Annotated in this window: 15 protein-coding genes; 10 read left to right on the top strand and 5 right to left on the bottom strand. The window is 63.3% G+C overall.

Features of this window, described 5'->3' with window-relative positions; translation table 11 throughout:
• The first annotated feature begins 75 nt into the window (after positions 1-75).
• Genes LOY37_RS17790 through LOY37_RS17780 form a run of 3 tightly spaced genes read left to right on the top strand, consistent with a single transcriptional unit; the run spans position 76 to position 3373 of the window.
• On the top strand, positions 76-810 hold the full coding sequence (locus tag LOY37_RS17790; protein WP_258715423.1) for a molecular chaperone: 735 nt from the start codon (positions 76-78) through the stop codon (positions 808-810).
• A gap of 36 nt (positions 811-846) precedes the next feature.
• A complete protein-coding gene (locus LOY37_RS17785) occupies positions 847-1473 on the top strand; it encodes a response regulator transcription factor (RefSeq protein ID WP_195884647.1) in 627 nt (208 codons plus the stop codon).
• Between the two features lie 13 nt (positions 1474-1486).
• The gene (locus LOY37_RS17780; RefSeq protein WP_258715422.1) at positions 1487-3373 is read left to right on the top strand and encodes an ATP-binding protein; all 1887 of its coding nucleotides are present in this window, start codon (positions 1487-1489) and stop codon (positions 3371-3373) included.
• Here LOY37_RS17780 and LOY37_RS17775 read toward each other — a convergent pair.
• On the bottom strand, positions 3360-4094 hold the full coding sequence (locus LOY37_RS17775; protein WP_093387442.1) for a phosphoadenylyl-sulfate reductase: 735 nt from the start codon (positions 4092-4094) through the stop codon (positions 3360-3362). The genes LOY37_RS17780 and LOY37_RS17775 overlap by 14 nt on opposite strands.
• Positions 4095-4223: 129 nt before the next feature.
• Between LOY37_RS17775 and thrH the strand changes: the two genes are divergently transcribed.
• Positions 4224-4841 (top strand): bifunctional phosphoserine phosphatase/homoserine phosphotransferase ThrH, encoded by a 618-nt coding sequence (gene thrH, locus LOY37_RS17770; RefSeq protein ID WP_093380992.1) that lies wholly within the window; start codon positions 4224-4226, stop codon positions 4839-4841.
• Positions 4842-4903: 62 nt separating this feature from the next.
• Here the strand turns inward: thrH and pabB are convergent, their stop codons facing one another.
• The 4 genes from pabB to LOY37_RS17750 form a co-directional block, all read right to left on the bottom strand.
• Entirely contained in the window at positions 4904-6247 is a 1344-nt protein-coding gene (pabB, locus tag LOY37_RS17765) for an aminodeoxychorismate synthase component I (RefSeq protein WP_258715421.1), read from the bottom strand.
• Positions 6248-6374: 127 nt separating this feature from the next.
• Positions 6375-7352, bottom strand: a complete 978-nt coding sequence (locus tag LOY37_RS17760) for an alpha-L-glutamate ligase-like protein (RefSeq protein WP_045194737.1) — start codon at positions 7350-7352, stop codon at positions 6375-6377.
• On the bottom strand, positions 7352-8884 hold the full coding sequence (locus LOY37_RS17755; RefSeq protein WP_045194736.1) for an inactive transglutaminase family protein: 1533 nt from the start codon (positions 8882-8884) through the stop codon (positions 7352-7354). The genes LOY37_RS17760 and LOY37_RS17755 overlap by 1 nt, the downstream gene beginning before the upstream one ends.
• 5 nt (positions 8885-8889) lie before the next feature.
• The gene (locus LOY37_RS17750; RefSeq protein WP_026001282.1) at positions 8890-9426 is read right to left on the bottom strand and encodes an ATP-dependent zinc protease; all 537 of its coding nucleotides are present in this window, start codon (positions 9424-9426) and stop codon (positions 8890-8892) included.
• A 293-nt stretch (positions 9427-9719) separates the two neighbouring features.
• On the opposite strand from LOY37_RS17750, the gene LOY37_RS17745 reads away from it, so the two are divergent.
• The 6 genes from LOY37_RS17745 (at position 9720) to prpD (ending at position 18100) form a co-directional block, all read left to right on the top strand.
• Positions 9720-10430: a GntR family transcriptional regulator gene (locus LOY37_RS17745; RefSeq protein ID WP_045194728.1), complete on the top strand. Its 711-nt coding sequence runs from the start codon at positions 9720-9722 to the stop codon at positions 10428-10430.
• Entirely contained in the window at positions 10427-11317 is an 891-nt protein-coding gene (gene prpB / locus LOY37_RS17740; RefSeq protein ID WP_045194726.1) for a methylisocitrate lyase, read from the top strand. The genes LOY37_RS17745 and prpB overlap by 4 nt, the downstream gene beginning before the upstream one ends.
• Before the next feature lie 77 nt (positions 11318-11394).
• Positions 11395-12522 (top strand): 2-methylcitrate synthase, encoded by a 1128-nt coding sequence (prpC, locus tag LOY37_RS17735; RefSeq protein WP_258607494.1) that lies wholly within the window; start codon positions 11395-11397, stop codon positions 12520-12522.
• A gap of 160 nt (positions 12523-12682) precedes the next feature.
• On the top strand, positions 12683-15274 hold the full coding sequence (gene acnD / locus LOY37_RS17730; RefSeq protein WP_258715420.1) for a Fe/S-dependent 2-methylisocitrate dehydratase AcnD: 2592 nt from the start codon (positions 12683-12685) through the stop codon (positions 15272-15274).
• 99 nt (positions 15275-15373) lie between these two features.
• Positions 15374-16564, top strand: a complete 1191-nt coding sequence (gene prpF / locus LOY37_RS17725; protein ID WP_258715419.1) for a 2-methylaconitate cis-trans isomerase PrpF — start codon at positions 15374-15376, stop codon at positions 16562-16564.
• Between the two features lie 51 nt (positions 16565-16615).
• Positions 16616-18100 (top strand): 2-methylcitrate dehydratase, encoded by a 1485-nt coding sequence (gene prpD, locus LOY37_RS17720; RefSeq protein ID WP_258715418.1) that lies wholly within the window; start codon positions 16616-16618, stop codon positions 18098-18100.
• The last annotated feature ends 69 nt before the right edge of the window (positions 18101-18169 follow it).

Here is an 18169-nt window from a genome sequence, read left to right as displayed (position 1 = left end):
CCCTGCCGGTTGCCCGGACAGACCGGGTGGATGAGAATGATATTAATTGGCCAGTTGAGCTGGGAGCTAAACGACATGAAAGGAATACTGGCGGTACCGCTGCTATGGATACTGGTGGCGAGCGCTGCGCTCGCCGGGCCCGAGCTCAACATCGGGACCTTCTACGATTACCTCGACGGTGAAAAGAGCACGTTGCTCAAGCGCGTGCGCAATGCTGGCGATACCACCGCCTTCGTCAAAGTCAGCGTCGCCGAGCTGGTCTACGATGAGCAGGGCCAGGCCCGCGAAGTCGAGATGGACGGCCGCGAGGCGTTGCAGCGTGGCCTGGTGGTGAGCCCGGCGCGGTTGATCATCCCCGCCAATGGCATGCAGGCGGTGCGCCTGCTGTATCGCGGCGAGCGTGAACACGAGCGCTATTTCAGGCTGCGTTTCATCCCGGTGCTGCCGGAGGTCAACGACGGTTTTGCCGTGACCGAAGACGAAGCCGAGCGCTATGAAAACGCCCTCAAGGTCGGGGTCAACATTTTGGCCGGCTACGGCTCGATCCTGTTCGTGCGGCCCCAGGCCAGCCGCTACCAGGTCGAAGTCGAGCATGAGGCCGGGCGCTTTCTGATTCCCAACAAGGGCAACACCACCATCGTCCTCGATCATTTCAATGATTGCGCCGCCGGCAACAAGGACTGCGCCCCGGCGACCAAGCACCATGTGTTGCCGGGCAAGGTCCGTGCATTCGAGAAACAGGCCGGGCGCCACTATCGCTTTGAGCTGGTAGAGGGCGAGCAACGTCGCGAAATTGCCTTCAAGGGGTGAATCGGACCGAGTCACCGTCGTGGTATGAGGGAAGGTATGAGTAGTGTTCTGATCGTGGACGATCACCCGTTTATTCGCTCCAGCGTCAACCTGCTGCTGGTCAGCGAGCGCTTCGAAGTCGTCGGCCAAACCGACAACGGCATCGATGCCGTGCGCCTGGCTCGTGAGCTGAGCCCTGACCTGATGATCCTCGATATCAGCATTCCGGGCCTGGACGGCCTGGAGGTGATTGCCCGGGTCAAAGCAATGAAGCTTGCGCTGAAAATTCTGATCCTGACCTCTCAGCAGGCTGATTATTTTTCCCTGCGCTGCATGAAGGCCGGCGCGGTCGGCTATGTATCGAAAACCGACGATTTATGCGAGCTGAGCAAGGCCGTGCATGCGGTCATGTCCGGCTACACCTACTTCCCTGAAGTCGCCTTGAGCTCGGTGAGCAGGGTCGATGTGCGCGCCTCGGAAGCCGAGTGCATCGCCAGCCTGACCAACCGTGAACTGCTGGTGCTGCAGCAACTGGCCCGCGGCCTGAGCAACAAGGCCATCGGCGACGCGATGCTGTTGAGCAACAAGACCATCAGCACGTACAAAACCCGTCTGATCGAGAAATTGAGGGTCAAATCATTGGTGGACCTGGCGGATGTCGCCAAGCGCAACCTGCTCATTTAGGTTGCCCAATTGTGTGCATGCTCGCTTGCTGCAGGCGCTGGTGTTGCTGGTACTGCAGTGCCTGGCCACAGTGGCCGGGGCCGAAGAGGTAGCGCCAGGCATCTGGCCGGATGCCATCCGCGGCCTGCACGCCTTTGAGGCGCAAGCGCATGCGGTGGTGGCGCAACACCCCACGCTGGCGATTGTCGACAGTTTCTGGCACGAAAACGGGCGCCTGATTGCCCAGGCTTGTGCCGTGGTCGGCAGCTTGCTGGCGCTGGCGCTGGTGTGGATTCACTACCTGCGCCAGTCAATCCGCAAGTGCGAACGGGCCGAGCGTGCCCTGACCGAGATGTATGCTGAACTGCAAGCGGCCAAGGAACAGGCAGAGGCGGCCAACCAGGCCAAGACGACGTTTCTGGCGACCATGAGCCACGAGATCCGCACGCCGATGAACGCCCTGTTGGGCATGCTCGAACTGGCCCAGGAAAAGGCCGATCAGGGGGTGCTCGACCGGCTGGCTATCGAGGTGGCCTCAAGCTCGGCGCGTGGCCTGCTTGAACTGCTCGGCGATGTGCTGGATGTCACCCGCATCGAATCCGGCCATTTGCTCCTTGAACCGCGCCGCACCCAGCTGCGCCAGCAGGTCGAAGGGGTGGTGCGCATGTTTGAACAGCAAGCCCTGGGCAAGGGCCTGCGCCTGCACCTGGAGGTTACCGGCGCCCTGGACAGCGACGTGCTGCTCGACGCCCTGCGCTTCAAGCAGGTTCTCTCCAACCTGATCAGCAATGCCATCAAGTTCACCCGTGAAGGCTCGGTGCGTGTGCGCCTGCACACCCAGCGCCGGCTGCGCCGCGTGGAGGTGAGCCTGGTGGTGGAAGATACCGGCGTCGGCATTCCCATGGCCGATTTGTCACGCCTGGGTACGCCCTATTGCCAGGCCAGCAACAACCGCCAGGCCGGGCGCAATGGTGCCGGGCTGGGGCTGAGCATCTGCCGGATGCTGTGCGAGCTGATGGGCGGGCGTATGCAGCTGGACAGCAGTATCGGTGTCGGTACCCGTGTCGAGGTGCAGTTGAACCTGGCCTGCCTGCCACCGGCGGCGTCCAGCGACGCTCCGGGCCGGCGCCGGGAGAGCGCCAGCCTGAGCAAGCCGCTGAAGGTGCTGGTGGTGGATGACTACCCGGCCAATCGCATCCTGCTCATGCACCAGCTCGGTTACCTGGGCCATCGCGTGCGGGTCTGCGAACACGGCGGCGAGGGCTTGCGCTGCTGGCTGCGCGAGTCGTTCGATGTGGTCATCGCCGACTGCAACATGCCGATCTTCGATGGCTATCGGCTGGCCAGGGCGATCCGCGAGCATGAGCGGCGCGCCGGCCGCGAGGCTTGCCGGGTGCTGGCGGTTACCGCCAATGCCCAGGCGTCGGAACGTGCCCGCTGCCTGGCGGCGGGAATGAATGCCTGCCTGTTCAAGCCCTTGAGCATCGACGATCTGCAGCAGGCGCTGGAGGGCCTGACGGGCCGTGTCGCGGTGCCGGTGGTGGCCCAGGCAGCGCCGGTGCTACCGGGCATGGACATCTCCAGCCTGCTGGTGCTGGCCGCCGGTGATCAGGACAAGGTCCGGGCCCTGCTCGGCGATCTGGTCAGCAGCAATCGCCAGGACCTGCGCGGTCTGGACCGGTTGCACGATGGTAAGGATCGGGTGGCGTTGGCCGACCTGGTGCATCGGCTCAAGGGCGGGGCGCGGATGATCCGTGCTCATGAGGTGTTGGCAGTTTGTGTGCAGCTGGAACAGGCCTGCAGTACACAGGCGCCGGCCCACCGCATCAGCCAGCTGGTGCAGATGCTGCGCCAGGCGATTATCGACCTTGAGCAGCACCTGGAGCGCTATTGCCAGCGCGAGGAAGTCAACCCTTGGTGATCAGGTTGCCGGCGTGCAGCCCGCATTCCTTCTGGGTCGACTCTTCCCACCACCAGCGGCCTTCGCGCTCGTGCTGGTTCGGCAGCACCGGGCGGGTGCAGGGCTCGCAGCCGATACTGATGAAGCCGCGCTCGTGCAGGCTGTTGTACGGCAGCTCGAGCATGCGGATGTAACCCCAGACTTCCTCACTGCTCATCTGTGCCAGCGGGTTGAACTTGTACAGGGTGTGCTCGGGGCTCGAGAAGGCGCTGTCGATTTCCAGCGCCGCCACCTGGCTGCGGGTGCCCGGGCTCTGGTCGCGGCGCTGGCCGGTGGCCCAGGCGCTGACAGTGCTCAGCTTGCGCCGCAGCGGCTCGATCTTGCGGATGCCGCAGCACTCGCCATGGCCGTCCTTGTAGAAGCTGAACAGGCCTTTTTCCTTGACGAAGGGCTCGAGCTTGCTGTGGTCGGGGGAAAGGATTTCGATCGGCAGCTGGTACTGTTCGCGCACCTGGTCGATGAAACGGTAGGTTTCCGGGTGCAGGCGGCCGGTATCCAGGCTGAACACCTTGAGGTTCTTGTTGAGCTTCCAGGCCATGTCCACCAGCACCACGTCCTCGGCGCCGCTGAAGGAAATCCACAGGTCATCGCCGAAGTGCTCGAAGGCCAGCTTGAGGATGTCTTGCGGCGACTTGTTGGCGTAGGTCGCGGCCAGGGCGGCGACGTCGAAGGGTTGGCTCATCAGGCGGCTTCCGGTCATTGAATGGCGCTTGGCGCTCGTAATGCCCTGATCTTAACAAAAATTGCCCGGGTAGACGCCGCGCATGTAGAGTGCGGCTTCCCATTTTTGGCGTTGTTCGAGGAGTGTGCTGTGGAAATTGCCTGTCTCGACCTGGAAGGCGTATTGGTCCCGGAAATCTGGATCGCCTTCGCGGAAAAAACCGGAATCGAATCGCTGCGGGCCACCACCCGTGACATTCCCGATTACGACGTGCTGATGAAACAGCGCCTGCGCATCCTCGATGAGCACGGCCTGAAGCTTTCCGATATCCAGGCGGTGATCGCCACGCTCAAGCCACTGGACGGCGCCATCGAGTTCGTCGACTGGCTGCGTGAGCGTTTCCAGGTGGTGATTCTTTCCGACACTTTCTACGAGTTCTCCCAGCCGCTGATGCGCCAGCTGGGCTTCCCGACGCTGCTTTGCCACCGGTTGATCACCGACGAAAACGACCGGGTGACCGGCTACCAGCTGCGCCAGAAAGACCCCAAGCGCCAGTCGGTGCTGGCCTTCAAGAGCCTGTACTACCGGGTGATTGCCGCAGGTGATTCATACAACGACACCACCATGCTCGGCGAGGCAGATGCGGGGATTCTGTTCCATGCGCCGGAGAACGTGATCCGCGAGTTTCCGCAGTTCCCGGCGGTGCATGATTTTGCGGCGCTGAAGAAAGAGTTCATCAAGGCTTCGAACCGCTCGTTGAGCCTGTAGGGCCTCATCGCGGGGCAAGTCGAGGCGTCGCACCGCCGCCTCGACTTGCCCCGCGATGCTTTTCAGAGGCCTTGCAAGGTCTCGAGCAACACCTTGACCTTGGTGATCGACTCTTCGTACTCCGCCTGCCAGTCCGAATCCGCCACCACTGCGCCACCCCCCCAGCAGCACACCTGACCGTCCTTGACCAGCAGGCTGCGGATGGCGATTGAGCTGTCCATCTCGCCGCGCACATCCACATACAGCAACGACCCGCAGTACAGCGCCCGACGGCTGGGTTCCAGCTCGTCGATGATCTGCATGGCGCGGATTTTCGGTGCGCCGGTGATCGAGCCGCCGGGGAAGCTGTCAGCGATCAGGTCCAGGGCGTCCTTGCCGGCCGCCAGGCGCCCGGTGACGCTGCTGACCAGGTGATGGACGTTGGGGTAGCTCTCCAGGCTGAACAGCTCCGGGACCTTCACCGAACCGATCTCGCAGGTGCGCCCCAGGTCGTTGCGCAGCAGGTCGACGATCATCAGGTTCTCTGCGCGATCCTTGCTGCTGCCCAGCAGTTCGGCGGCGTTGCGCGCATCTTCGTCGGCATCGCTGCTGCGCGGGCGGGTGCCCTTGATCGGCCGGGTTTCGACCTGGCCATTGCTGACCTGGATGAAACGCTCAGGCGAGAAGCTCAGCAGCGCGCTGCCGTCGGCCAGCAACTGGAACCCCGAATACGGCGTCGGGCAGGCCTGGCGCAGGGCCTGGTAGGCGTGCCAGGGGTCGCCCTGGCAGGGCGCGCGAAAGCGTTGGGTGAGGTTGATCTGGTAGCAGTCGCCGGCATGAATGTACTGCTGCACGCGGTCGAAGGCCTGGCGGTAGCTGTGTGCGCTGATATCGCCGCGCATCGGTGCTTGCAGGGCGAAGCTGGCGGTATCGATAGCGGGTGGCGCCTCGAACAGTTCGATCAGGCGCTGACGTTCGGCTGCAGCCAGGCTTGGGTGAAACAGCAGCTGGCTACTGTGCAGGCGGTGATCGCTGATCAGTGCCCAGGCATACAGGCCAAGGCTGGCATCGGCCAGGCCCAGGTCATCGACAGCGATGCTTGGCAGTTGCTCCAGGCGCCGGCCAAAGTCGTAGCTCAGGTAACCGATCAGGCCGCCGGCAAACGGCAACTCGATGCCATCCGGTACCTGCGCCTGGCCCAGTTGCGCCAGGCTTTCACGCAGCCGTTGCAGGTAGGCGCTACCACGTTCATCCATCGCGGGCGCCAGGGTTTGCAGCGGCCAGGCGCTGAGCAGGTCAAAGCGGCCGCGTTCGGCGCTAGGCCGGGCGCTGTCGAGCAACACGGCGCCGGGCGCCTGGCGAATACGCGCGAAGTAGGCCGCAGGGTCGGCCTGGTAGGGCAGGGGGTGGAGCGTACAGGTCGGCATGCAAGTAACAGCTATGAATGCGGGGAGGCGATTGTAGTCCTCTGTAGGAAATGCTCCTAGCGCTGACTACGACATAGAGGCTCCAGGGCGCGCCAGCCGGGCAGGCTGGCGCGCACAGGATGTGGACTCAGCTCGGCACGTGGCCGAACAGCTCCTGGGCGAAGCGTACGCGTTCTTCGGGGCTTTCCTGGCGGCCGTCTTTGGCCAGTTGCTCCAGGTGCGCTTCCACCGCGTGGGTGCGCAGGGTCAGGCCGCAGTCGTTGGCGATCTGGATGTTCAGGCCGGGGCGGGCGTTGAGTTCGAGGATCAACGGGCCCTTGTCCTGGTCCAGCACCATGTCGACACCGATGTAGCCCAGGCCGCACAGCTCGTAACAGCCGGCGGCAAGCTTCATGAAGCCGTCCCAGTTCGGCAGTTGCACGCCGTCCACCGCGTTGGTGGTGTCCGGGTGCTTGCTGATGATGTTGTTCAGCCAGGTACCGCGCAGGGTCACGCCGGTGGCCAGGTCGACGCCGACGCCGATGGCGCCCTGGTGCAGGTTGGCCTTGCCGCCGGACTGGCGGGTGGGCAAACGCAGCATGGCCATCACCGGGTAGCCCATCAGCACGATGATGCGGATGTCCGGCACGCCTTCGTAGCTGATGCTCTTGAAGATCTGGTCGGGGGTAACGCGGTACTCGATCAAGGCGCGGTCGCGGTGACCGCCCAGCGAGTACAGGCCGGTGAGGATGCTGGAGATCTGGTGCTCGATTTCCTCATGGCTGATGATCTTGCCCGAGACCGTGCGGTAACGGTCTTCGAAGCGATCGGCAACCACCAGGATGCCGTCGCCGCCGGCACCCTGGGCAGGCTTGACGACGAAGTCGCTGCGCCCGCCGATGATCTCGCCGAGCTTGTCGATCTCTTTCTCGGTGGAGATGATCCCGTACATTTCCGGCACATGGATGCCGGCCTGGATCGCACGCTCCTTGGTGATGATCTTGTCGTCGACGATAGGGTACAAATGGCGCTTGTTGTACTTGAGGACGTAGTCCGCATTGCGCCGGTTGATACCCATGATGCCCCGGGCCTCCAGGGCTTTCCAGGTTTTCCAGAGACCGAACATCAGGCGTCAGCCTTCACGAAAGCCTTGAAACGCACCAGCTCCGTCAGGCGGTAGCCGCGGTAGCGACCCATCGCCAGCATGAAGCCCACCAGAATCAGCAGTACCGCCGGGAAGGTGAAGACGAAGTACACCAGCTCCGGCACGCTCATCAACAGATGCGCCAGGGAGGCAGCAAACAGGGTGCCGATCGCCACTTTCATGGCATGGCCGCCGCCGCGTTCTTCCCAGGTGATCGACAGGCGTTCGATGGTCATGGTCAGGATCACCATCGGGAACAGCGCGACCGACAGGCCGCGTTCCAGGCCCAGCTTGTGGCTGAACAGGCTGATGGCGGCGATCAATACCACGACGAAGGTCAGCACCACCGACAGGCGCGGCAGCATCTGCAACTTAAGGTGTTCAAGGTAGGAGCGTAGCGACAGCCCGAGCGCGGTAATCACCGTGAACAGGATGATGCCGAAGCCCAGCTGGGTTTCGCGGAAGGCCAGGGCGATCAGCACCGGGGTGAAGGTACCCAGGGTCTGGATGCCGATCAGGTTGCGCAGCACCAGGATCACCAGCACGCCGATCGGGATCATCACCATGATCATGAAGGTCTGCTGGGTCTGCAGCGGCAGGCCGTACAGCGAGTACTCGAGGAAGTCGGCGTCGGTGTTCTCGTCGGTCAGCTTGGCCAGGCGAATGGCGTTCATTTCGCTGTTGTTGAGGCTGAAGCTGACGTTGGCTTTCTTGCCGCCATCGACGGTGATCAGGTTGTCGTCACCGGTCCACCACAGCAGGCGGTCGGCCGGCAGGCCTTGCTCGCCGGTGTCCGGGTTGAAGTACAGCCAGTCGCTGCCGTTGAAGCTGCGCAGCCACAGTTCAGGAGTTTGCGGCTGGTCGGCGACCAGGCGGATGGTGTGGACCTTCTCCACCGGCACGTGGGCAATCGACAGCAGCAGGTCGATGACCTTGGCCTTGTTCAGCGACGAGGTATCGCCGGCCAGCAGCAGCTTGACGTTGTCGTCGTTGAGGTTGTTGACCCGCTTGATGGTCTCGCCAACAAAGGTTTCGACGTCGGCCGAGTGCTGGCGAATAGGCGCCATCAGGGCTTCGGCGGCGATCTTCTCGGGGCCTTCTACCGCCAGGCTGTCGCGGAAGGTCGGGCCTTTGATCTTGGCTTTTTCGGTGCTGTAGCGCTTGGTCAGCACCAGACGGTAGTAGAGGGTCTGGTTGCCGCTGGCGCGACGGGCCGACCAGGTCACCTTGCGGTTGCCGTCGACGCGGTTGACGCTGACGCCGTAGTTGTTGGAGATGAAACTCTCGTTGAGGCTCACATAGTCGCGGCTCAGCGGCGGCACGAACATCTGGACCTTGACCGGGTCCTTGGGGCTGGCGACGAACTCGACCTTGGCGTCGATGTTCCACAGGTCATCGGTTTCGTCCTCGGTCACCGGAATGCCGAGAAAGAAGATCTGATAGGCCGTGACCAGGATGCCCAGTAGCACCAGGACGGTAATCAGGACTTTCAGATGGAGGGTAAGAGAGCGCATCAGGATTACTCTGCGGTGTGAGCGTCAGTGGCGCAGGCGGGTTTGCCGGCAGCGTATTTAAGGCTTGGATCGACCAGCGCGTCGAAGTGCTTGAGGGCCTCGGAGCCGATCAGCAGCGGATACTGGAACGCGCTGCGGTCGGTCAGGTTCACTTCGATGCTGCGCAGGGCCGTACCCATGCAGATGTTCATGGCAATCACCGGGCGGGCGGTATAGGCCTTGCCTTCGTCCGGGTCGTAATCTCCGGCGCGTCGCTTGATCTTGCTGACGCGGGCCAGTGGTCGTTCTATCGGATGCGAGTGGGCAGCGTCAATTGCCAGGTAGAAGCGCACCCATGACTCACCATTGCGCTTGAAGCGCTTGATGTCGCGGGCACTGAGCGAGGCGGTCTTGGCCCCGGTGTCGAGTTTGGCCGCCACTTCCAGGTCGATATCGGCCAGGCGGGCGTATTCATTAAGGCCGTACACGGTCTTTTCCGCAGCCTGGCCCAGGGCCGGCAACAGACAGAGGCTGAACAACAGGGGGAGGGGCGTAAGTCTCATAAATCCTGGCGCGGTGCTGTGCGATGTTCGGGTCAAGGCCACTGGCAGTACTGCGCAAGCTTCCTCGTTTACCTGGCACCTGCATAAACAGATGACAGACACACTATTCGTGCCCCGTCGGGAGGCGCGGCATTCTATCACGCTGGTGTGCTGGCGCCAGCGGCTGGACTCAGACAACAGCGGACACCTTGAAGTTCGTTCTTAGACGATTGTCGACAATGTTCATTTTGTCTTTGACTCCGCATGCCAATTTAGCTAGTTTTGCCCTCATTGATTTATGAGGTGTCGACAATATGCTGGACACAGCCCAAGCCCCCGGCACAGTGGCAGACGACAGCGAAACCCTCTCGGAAAACGTCTTCCGGCGTATCCAGGCGGCCATCGTCAAAGGCGAGATCGCCCCCGGCAGCAAGATCTCGGAGCCGGAGCTGGCACGCACCTACGGCATCAGCCGCGGGCCGCTGCGCGAGGCCATCCACCGCCTGGAAGGCCAGCGCCTGCTGGTGCGCGTACCGCATGTCGGGGCGCGGGTGGTGTCGCTCAGCCATGCCGAGCTGATCGAGCTGTACGAGATCCGCGAGTCCCTCGAAGGCATGGCCTGCCGCCTGGCCGCCGAGCGTATGAGCGTAGCCGAGATCGACGAGCTGCGCCGGGTGCTCGACACCCACGAGCGCGACGCCACCTTCCAGGCCGGCCTGGGCTATTACCAGCAGGAAGGCGATTTCGACTTCCACTACCGGATCATCCAGGGCAGCGGCAACCGCACCCTGGTGCAGATGCTCTGCGGCGAGCTGTATCAACTGGTGCGCATGTACCGCATCCAGTTCTCCGCCACGCCCAACCGGCCACGCCAGGCGTTCGCCGAACACCACCGGATTCTCGATGCCATCGCCGACCGTGACGGTGAACTGGCCGAGCTCTTGATGCGCCGGCACATCGGCGCCTCCAAACGCAACATCGAGCGTCACTATCTGGACGCTACCAGCCCACGAGGTGAGTCATGAGTCAGAAAAGCAGTCCCGGCCAGCGCTTTCGCGATGCAGTTGCCGCCGAACACCCGTTGCAGGTGGTCGGTGCGATCAACGCCAACCACGCGCTGCTGGCCCAGCGTGCCGGTTTCAAGGCCATCTACCTGTCTGGTGGCGGTGTTGCCGCAGGCTCCCTGGGCCTGCCTGACCTGGGCATCAGTGGCCTGGACGACGTGCTGACCGACGTACGGCGCATCACCGACGTCTGCGACCTGCCGCTGCTGGTCGACGTCGATACCGGTTTTGGCTCCTCGGCGTTCAACGTCGCCCGTACGGTCAAGTCGATGATCAAGTTCGGCGCTGCCGCCATTCATATCGAAGACCAGGTCGGCGCCAAGCGCTGCGGCCACCGCCCGAACAAGGAGATCGTCACCCAGCAGGAGATGGTCGACCGCATCAAGGCCGCCGTTGATGCCCGTACCGACGACAGCTTCGTGATCATGGCGCGTACCGACGCCCTGGCCGTTGAAGGCCTGGAAGCGGCACTGGACCGCGCTGCCGCCTGCATCGAAGCCGGCGCCGACATGGTCTTCCCGGAAGCCATCACCGAGCTTTCGATGTACAAGACCTTTGCCGACCGGGTCAAAGCCCCGATCCTCGCCAATATCACCGAATTCGGCGCCACGCCTTTGTACACCACCGAAGAGCTGGCCTCGGTCGATGTCTCGCTGGTGCTGTACCCGCTGTCGGCCTTCCGTGCCATGAACAAGGCCGCGGAAAACGTCTACACCGCGCTGCGCCGCGACGGCACGCAGAAAAACGTCATCGACACCATGCAGACCCGCATGGAGCTGTACGACGCCATCAACTACCACGTGTTCGAGCAGAAGCTCGACGCCCTGTTCGCCCAGAAAAAGGGCTGAATGCTCGAACCTGTAGGAGCGGGCTTGCCCCGCGATTAGCCAAGATTCCATAACAATTTCAAAAGTGGAGAAAGACAATGGCCGAAGCAAAAGTACTCAGCGGTGCCGGCCTGCGTGGTCAAGTGGCCGGGCAAACCGCACTGTCGACCGTGGGCCAGGCCGGTGCCGGCCTGACCTACCGTGGTTACGACGTGCGCGACCTGGCCGAGCACGCGCTGTTTGAAGAAGTCGCCTACCTGCTGCTGTACGGCGAGCTGCCGAGCAAGGCGCAACTGGCCGAGTACCAGCAAAAGCTGAAAACCCTGCGCGACCTGCCGCAGGCCCTCAAGGAAGTGCTTGAGCGCATTCCGGCCAACGCCCACCCGATGGACGTCATGCGTACCGGTTGCTCGGTGCTCGGCACCCTGGAGCAGGAGCTGACCTTTGCGCAGCAGCACGACAAGACCGACCGCTTGCTGGCGCTGTTCCCGGCGGTGATGTGCTACTGGTACCGCTTCAGCCACCATGGCGTGCGCATCGACTGCACCAGCGACGAAGACACCCTCGGCGGCCACTTCCTGCACCTGCTGCACGGCAAGAAGCCGAGCGAGCTGCACGTCAAGGTGATGAACGTCTCGCTGATCCTTTACGCCGAGCACGAATTCAACGCCTCGACCTTCACCGCGCGGGTTTGTGCCTCGACCCTGTCCGACCTGTACTCCTGCGTCACCGCCGCCATCGGCTCGCTGCGCGGCCCGTTGCACGGCGGCGCCAACGAAGCGGCGATGGAGCTGATCGAGCGCTTCCAGAGCCCGCAGGAAGCGGTCACCGAGCTGCTGCAGATGCTCGCGCGCAAGGACAAGATCATGGGCTTTGGCCATGCCATCTACAAAGAGTCCGATCCGCGTAACGAAGTGATCAAGGCCTGGTCGAAGAAGCTGGCGGACGAGGTGGGCGATACCGTGCTGTACCCGGTGTCCGAAGCCATCGACAAGACCATGTGGGAGCAGAAGAAACTGTTCCCCAACGCCGACTTCTACCATGCCTCGGCGTACCACTTCATGGGCATCCCGACCAAGCTGTTCACCCCGATCTTCGTCTGCTCGCGCCTGACCGGCTGGGCGGCGCATGTGTTCGAACAGCGTGCCAACAACCGCATCATCCGCCCGAGCGCCGAGTACACCGGCGTCGAACAGCGCAAGTTCGTGCCAATCGAACAACGCTGAGACCAGGCCGAGCTGCAAGCTTGAAGCGCCAAGCTGCAAGTAACAGCAGGGATGTGCCCCGGCAGTAAATGCTGACGCACCACTCATCTGCTTTGCTTGCCGCTAGTGGCTTGGGGCTTGTAGCTGGCTTTCGACCTTACCGTGATTGAGTCCCTGTGCCATGAATAGTGAATTTCGCAAGAACCTGCCGGGCACTGGCCTGGATTATTTCGACGCCCGTGCGGCTGTCGATGCGATCAAGCCCGGCGCCTATGACCGTCTTCCCTATACCTCGCGGGTGCTGGCGGAAAACCTCGTGCGCCGCTGCGACCCGGCCAGCCTCAATGCTTCGCTGGGCCAGCTGATCGAGCGCAAGCGCGACCTCGACTTCCCCTGGTTCCCAGCCCGTGTGGTGTGCCACGACATTCTTGGCCAGACCGCGCTGGTCGACCTCGCCGGCCTGCGCGACGCCATCGCCGAAGGCGGCGGTGACCCGGCTCAGGTCAACCCGGTGGTACCGGTGCAACTGATCGTCGACCACTCCCTGGCGGTGGAATGCGGTGGTTTCGACCCGCAGGCGTTCGAGAAGAACCGCGCCATTGAAGACCGCCGCAACGAAGACCGTTTCCACTTCATCAACTGGACCAAAAAGGCGTTCAAGAACGTCGACGTGATTCAGCCAGGCAACGGCATCATGCACCAGATCAACCTGGAGAAAATGTCGCCGGTGATCCATGCCGAGCGCGGCGTGGCCTACCCGGACACCTGCGTCGGCACCGACAGCCACACCCCGCACGTCGATGCCCTGGGCGTGATCGCCATCGGCGTCGGCGGCCTTGAAGCCGAGAACGTCATGCTCGGCCGTGCCTCGTGGATGCGCCTGCCGGAGATCGTCGGCGTCGAGCTTTCGGGCAAGCCGCAGCCGGGCATCACCGCCACCGACGTGGTACTGGCCCTGACCGAATTCCTGCGCAAGGAAAAGGTCGTTGGCGCCTACCTTGAATTCTACGGCGAAGGCGCTCGCGCCCTGACCCTGGGCGACCGCGCGACCATCTCCAACATGGCCCCGGAATACGGCGCCACCGCGGCGATGTTCTCCATCGACCAGCAGACCATCGACTACCTCAAGCTCACCGGCCGTGAAGACCAGCAGGTCAAGCTGGTAGAAACCTACGCCAAGGTCGCAGGCCTGTGGTCCGACAGCCTGGCCAACGCCGAGTACGAGCGAGTGCTGCGTTTTGACCTGTCCAGCGTGGTGCGCAACATGGCCGGGCCGTCCAACCCGCACGCCCGGGTCGCCACCAGCGACCTGGCGAGCAAGGGCATCGCCGGCCAGTGGGAGGAAGTACCGGGGCAAATGCCCGATGGCGCGGTGATCATCGCTGCCATCACCAGTTGCACCAACACCAGCAACCCGCGCAACGTGATTGCCGCCGGTTTGCTTGCGCGCAACGCCAACAAGCTGGGCCTGGTGCGCAAGCCGTGGGTCAAGTCTTCGCTGGCGCCGGGTTCCAAAACCGTCGCCCTGTACCTGAAAGAGGCGGGCCTGGATGACGAGCTGGAGCAGCTCGGTTTTGGCATCGTCGCCTTTGCCTGCACCACCTGTAACGGTATGTCTGGCGCGCTGGATCCGCTGATACAGCAGGAAATCATCGACCGCGACCTGTACGCCACCGCCGTGCTCTCGGGCAACCGCAACTTCGACGGGCGGATTCACCCATACGCCAAGCAGGCGTTCCTGGCGTCGCCGCCGCTGGTGGTGGCCTACGCGATTGCCGGCACCATCCGTTTCGACATCGAGAAGGACGTGCTGGGCGTGGTCGACGGCAAGGAAATCCGCCTGAAAGACATCTGGCCAAGCGACGAAGAGATCGACGCGGTGGTCAAGGCCGCGGTCAAGCCCGAGCAGTTCCGCCAGGTGTACATCCCGATGTTCGCCGTGCAGGAAGACACAGGGCCCAAGGTCACCCCGCTGTACGACTGGCGCCCGATGAGCACCTACATCCGCCGCCCGCCGTACTGGGAAGGCGCCCTGGCCGGCGAGCGCACGCTCAAGGGCATGCGCCCGCTGGCGGTGCTGCCGGACAACATCACCACCGACCACCTGTCGCCGTCCAACGCCATCATGCTCGACAGCGCCGCCGGTGAATACCTGGCGAAAATGGGCCTGCCGGAGGAAGACTTCAACTCCTACGCCACCCACCGTGGTGACCACCTGACCGCTCAGCGCGCAACCTTTGCCAACCCGAAACTGTTCAACGAAATGGTCCAGGAAAACGGCAAGGTCAAGCAGGGTTCGCTGGCGCGCCTCGAGCCGGAAGGCAAGGTCACGCGCATGTGGGAGGCGATCGAAACCTACATGCAGCGCAAGCAGCCGCTGATCATCGTTGCCGGTGCCGACTACGGCCAGGGCTCGTCCCGTGACTGGGCGGCCAAGGGCGTGCGCCTGGCCGGTGTCGAAGCCATCGTCGCCGAAGGCTTCGAGCGTATCCACCGTACCAACCTGGTGGGCATGGGCGTGTTGCCGCTGGAGTTCAAGGTGGGCGTCAACCGCAAGACCCTGGGCATCGACGGCACTGAAACCTTCGACGTGCTCGGCGAGCGCACCCCGCGGGCGACCCTGACCCTGGTCATCACCCGGGCCAACGGTGAGCGTGTCGAAGTGCCGGTGACCTGCCGCCTGGATACCGCCGAAGAAGTCTCGATCTACGAAGCGGGCGGGGTGCTGCAGCGCTTTGCCCAGGACTTCCTCGAATCGGCGGTCGCGGTTTGAGGTAGGGCCTCATCGCGGGTCAAGCCCGCTCCCACTGAACTGTGGGAGCGGGCTTGACCCGCGATAGCTCCCCCAAAGCACTCACAGGACAACTCAGCCATGGCTCACGTACCCCAGATCAAAATCCCCGCCACCTACATTCGTGGCGGCACCAGCAAGGGCGTATTCTTTCGCCTCGACGACCTGCCGCAAAGCGCGCAGATCCCGGGCCCGGCCCGCGACGCGCTGCTGCTGCGGGTAATCGGCAGCCCCGACCCCTACGGCAAGCAGATCGACGGCATGGGCGGCGCGACGTCGAGCACCAGCAAGACCGTGATCCTCTCGCGCAGCATCAAGCCCGGGCATGATGTCGACTACCTGTTCGGCCAGGTCTCGATCGACACCGCGTTCGTCGACTGGAGCGGCAACTGCGGCAACCTCTCGGCAGCCGTTGGTTCGTTCGCCATCAGCGCCGGCCTGGTCGACAGCAGCCGCATCCCGCACAACGGCGTGGCCGTGGTGCGCATCTGGCAGGCCAATATCGGCAAGACCATCGTTGCCCACGTGCCGATCACTGACGGTGAAGTGCAGGAAACCGGCGACTTCGAACTGGACGGCGTGACCTTCCCGGCCGCCGAAGTGCAGCTCGAATTCATGGACCCGGCCGCCGACGAAGACGGCGAGGGCGGCTCGATGTTCCCCACCGGCAACCTGGTCGATGACCTGGTGGTGCCCGGTGTCGGCACCCTGAAAGCCACGCTGATCAATGCCGGCATCCCGACCATCTTCATCCAGGCCGAGGCCCTCGGCTACACCGGTACCGAGCTGCAGGATGCGATCAACGGCGACTCGCAGGCTCTGGCCCGTTTCGAAACCATCCGTGCCTATGGCGCGGTGCGCATGGGCCTGATCGAGCATATCGACGAGGCCGCCAAGCGCCAGCACACACCGAAAGTCGCCTTTGTCGCGCCAGCGGCGGCTTATCAGTCATCCAGTGGTAAAGCCGTGGCCGCCGGCGACGTTGATCTATTGGTACGGGCGCTGTCCATGGGCAAGCTGCACCACGCCATGATGGGCACCGCTGCGGTTGCCATTGGTACTGCCGCGGCAGTGCCTGGCACCCTGGTCAACCTCGCCGCCGGTGGTGGCGAGCGCACGGCCGTACGTTTCGGTCACCCCTCGGGCACCCTGCGCGTCGGCGCCGAAGCCCGCCAGGTGAACGGTGAGTGGACTGTCACCAAAGCAATCATGAGCCGTAGCGCTCGCGTACTGATGGAGGGCTGGGTACGGGTACCCGGTGATGCCTTCTAACCAGTAGCGGCGCTTGGCTCCCTGTTACTTACGTCAACAGAGAGATGTGAAATGAGTGCCAACGTTGATCTGAATAACCGTCCCGACTACGACCGGGTGCTGCAGGACATCGCCGATTACGTCCTCGGCTACAAGGTCGAGTCGCAGGAGGCGCTGGACACCGCGCGCAACTGCCTGATGGACACCCTGGGCTGCGGCCTGCTGGCCCTGCGCTTCCCGGAATGCACCAAGCACCTGGGGCCGCTGGTGGAGGGCACGGTGGTGCCGTTCGGCGCGCGGGTGCCAGGTACCCGCTACCGCCTGGACCCGGTCAAGGCCGCCTGGGACATCGGTTGCATCGTCCGTTGGCTCGATTACAACGACACCTGGCTGGCTGCCGAATGGGGCCACCCCTCGGACAACCTCGGCGGTATCCTGGCCGTCGCCGATCACCTCTCGCAAAAACGTGTGGCCAATGGCGAAGCGCCGCTGAGCATGCGCGTAGTGCTCGAGGCGATGGTCATGGCTCATGAGATCCAGGGTGTGATTGCCCTGGAAAACTCCTTCAACCGCGTTGGCCTCGATCATGTGTTGCTGGTCAAGGTCGCCTCGACCGCGGTGTGCGCCAAGCTCATGGGCGCCAATCGCGAACAGCTGCTGGCGGCGTTGTCCCACGCCTTTGTCGATGGGCAGGCGTTGCGTACTTATCGCCATGCGCCGAACGCCGGCTCGCGCAAGTCCTGGGCGGCGGGCGATGCCTCCAGCCGTGGCGTGCGCCTGGCCGATATCGCCCTGCGTGGCGAGATGGGCATCCCCGGGGTGCTGACGGCGCCGCAGTGGGGCTTTTATGATGTGCTGTTCAGCCACACCAACAAGGACCTGGCGCTCAAGCCTGAAGGCAAACGTGCTTTCAGCCTGAGTCAGAAGTACGCAAGCTACGTGATGGAAAACGTGCTGTTCAAGATCAGCTTCCCGGCCGAATTCCATGCCCAGACTGCCTGCGAAGCGGCAGTCACCTTGCACCCGCAGGTGCGCAACCGCCTGCATGAAATCGAGCGTATCGTCATTACCACCCATGAGTCGGCGATCCGCATCATCTCCAAGGTTGGCACCCTGGCCAATGCCGCTGACCGTGATCACTGCATCCAGTACATGACCGCCGTGCCGCTGATTTTCGGCAACCTGGTGGCCGAGCAGTACGAAGATGATTTCCATGCTGCGCACCCGATCATTGACCGTCTGCGCGAGAAGATGGAGATCGTCGAAGAGCCGCGATTCACCCGCGAGTACCTGGAGGCCGACAAGCGCTCGATCGCCAATGCCGTGCAGGTGTTCTTCAACGATGGTTCGAGTACCGAGCAGGTGGTGGTGGAGTACCCGATCGGCCATCGCCGGCGCCGGGCCGAGGGCATTCCGCTACTGGAAGAGAAGTTCAAGGCCAACCTGGCGACGCGGTTTACCGGGCAGCGCAGCGCCGAGATCTTTGCCTTGTGCAAGGACCAGGCGGCGCTTGAGGCGACGGCGGTGCAGCGGTTCATGGATTTGTTTGTGATCTGAGGGCCTCATCGCGGGGCAAGCCCGCTCCTACAGGGCCCCATAAAAAACCCCGCCAATTGGCGGGGTTTT

It is taken from the genome of Pseudomonas sp. B21-012, from assembly GCF_024749305.1.
Taxonomy (GTDB): domain Bacteria; phylum Pseudomonadota; class Gammaproteobacteria; order Pseudomonadales; family Pseudomonadaceae; genus Aquipseudomonas.
The sequence above is the reverse complement of the archived record's forward strand: the minus strand, read 5'-3'. Positions and strand labels throughout refer to the sequence as shown.

Bases quoted from the DNA above. Each gene is read 5' to 3' on its own strand.
- acnD (WP_258715420.1), top strand. From the start codon at position 12,683: ATGAATAGTGAATTTCGCAAGAACCTGCCGGGCACTGGCCTGGATTAT.
- prpB (WP_045194726.1), top strand. From the start codon at position 10,427: ATGAGTCAGAAAAGCAGTCCCGGCCAGCGCTTTCGCGATGCAGTTGCC.
- prpC (WP_258607494.1), top strand. From the start codon at position 11,395: ATGGCCGAAGCAAAAGTACTCAGCGGTGCCGGCCTGCGTGGTCAAGTG.
- LOY37_RS17760 (WP_045194737.1), bottom strand. From the start codon at position 7,352: ATGTTCGGTCTCTGGAAAACCTGGAAAGCCCTGGAGGCCCGGGGCATC.
- pabB (WP_258715421.1), bottom strand. From the start codon at position 6,247: ATGCCGACCTGTACGCTCCACCCCCTGCCCTACCAGGCCGACCCTGCG.
- LOY37_RS17775 (WP_093387442.1), bottom strand. From the start codon at position 4,094: ATGAGCCAACCCTTCGACGTCGCCGCCCTGGCCGCGACCTACGCCAAC.
- prpD (WP_258715418.1), top strand. From the start codon at position 16,616: ATGAGTGCCAACGTTGATCTGAATAACCGTCCCGACTACGACCGGGTG.
- LOY37_RS17790 (WP_258715423.1), top strand. From the start codon at position 76: ATGAAAGGAATACTGGCGGTACCGCTGCTATGGATACTGGTGGCGAGC.
- LOY37_RS17745 (WP_045194728.1), top strand. From the start codon at position 9,720: ATGCTGGACACAGCCCAAGCCCCCGGCACAGTGGCAGACGACAGCGAA.
- LOY37_RS17750 (WP_026001282.1), bottom strand. From the start codon at position 9,426: ATGAGACTTACGCCCCTCCCCCTGTTGTTCAGCCTCTGTCTGTTGCCG.
- LOY37_RS17785 (WP_195884647.1), top strand. From the start codon at position 847: ATGAGTAGTGTTCTGATCGTGGACGATCACCCGTTTATTCGCTCCAGC.
- prpF (WP_258715419.1), top strand. From the start codon at position 15,374: ATGGCTCACGTACCCCAGATCAAAATCCCCGCCACCTACATTCGTGGC.
- LOY37_RS17755 (WP_045194736.1), bottom strand. From the start codon at position 8,884: ATGCGCTCTCTTACCCTCCATCTGAAAGTCCTGATTACCGTCCTGGTG.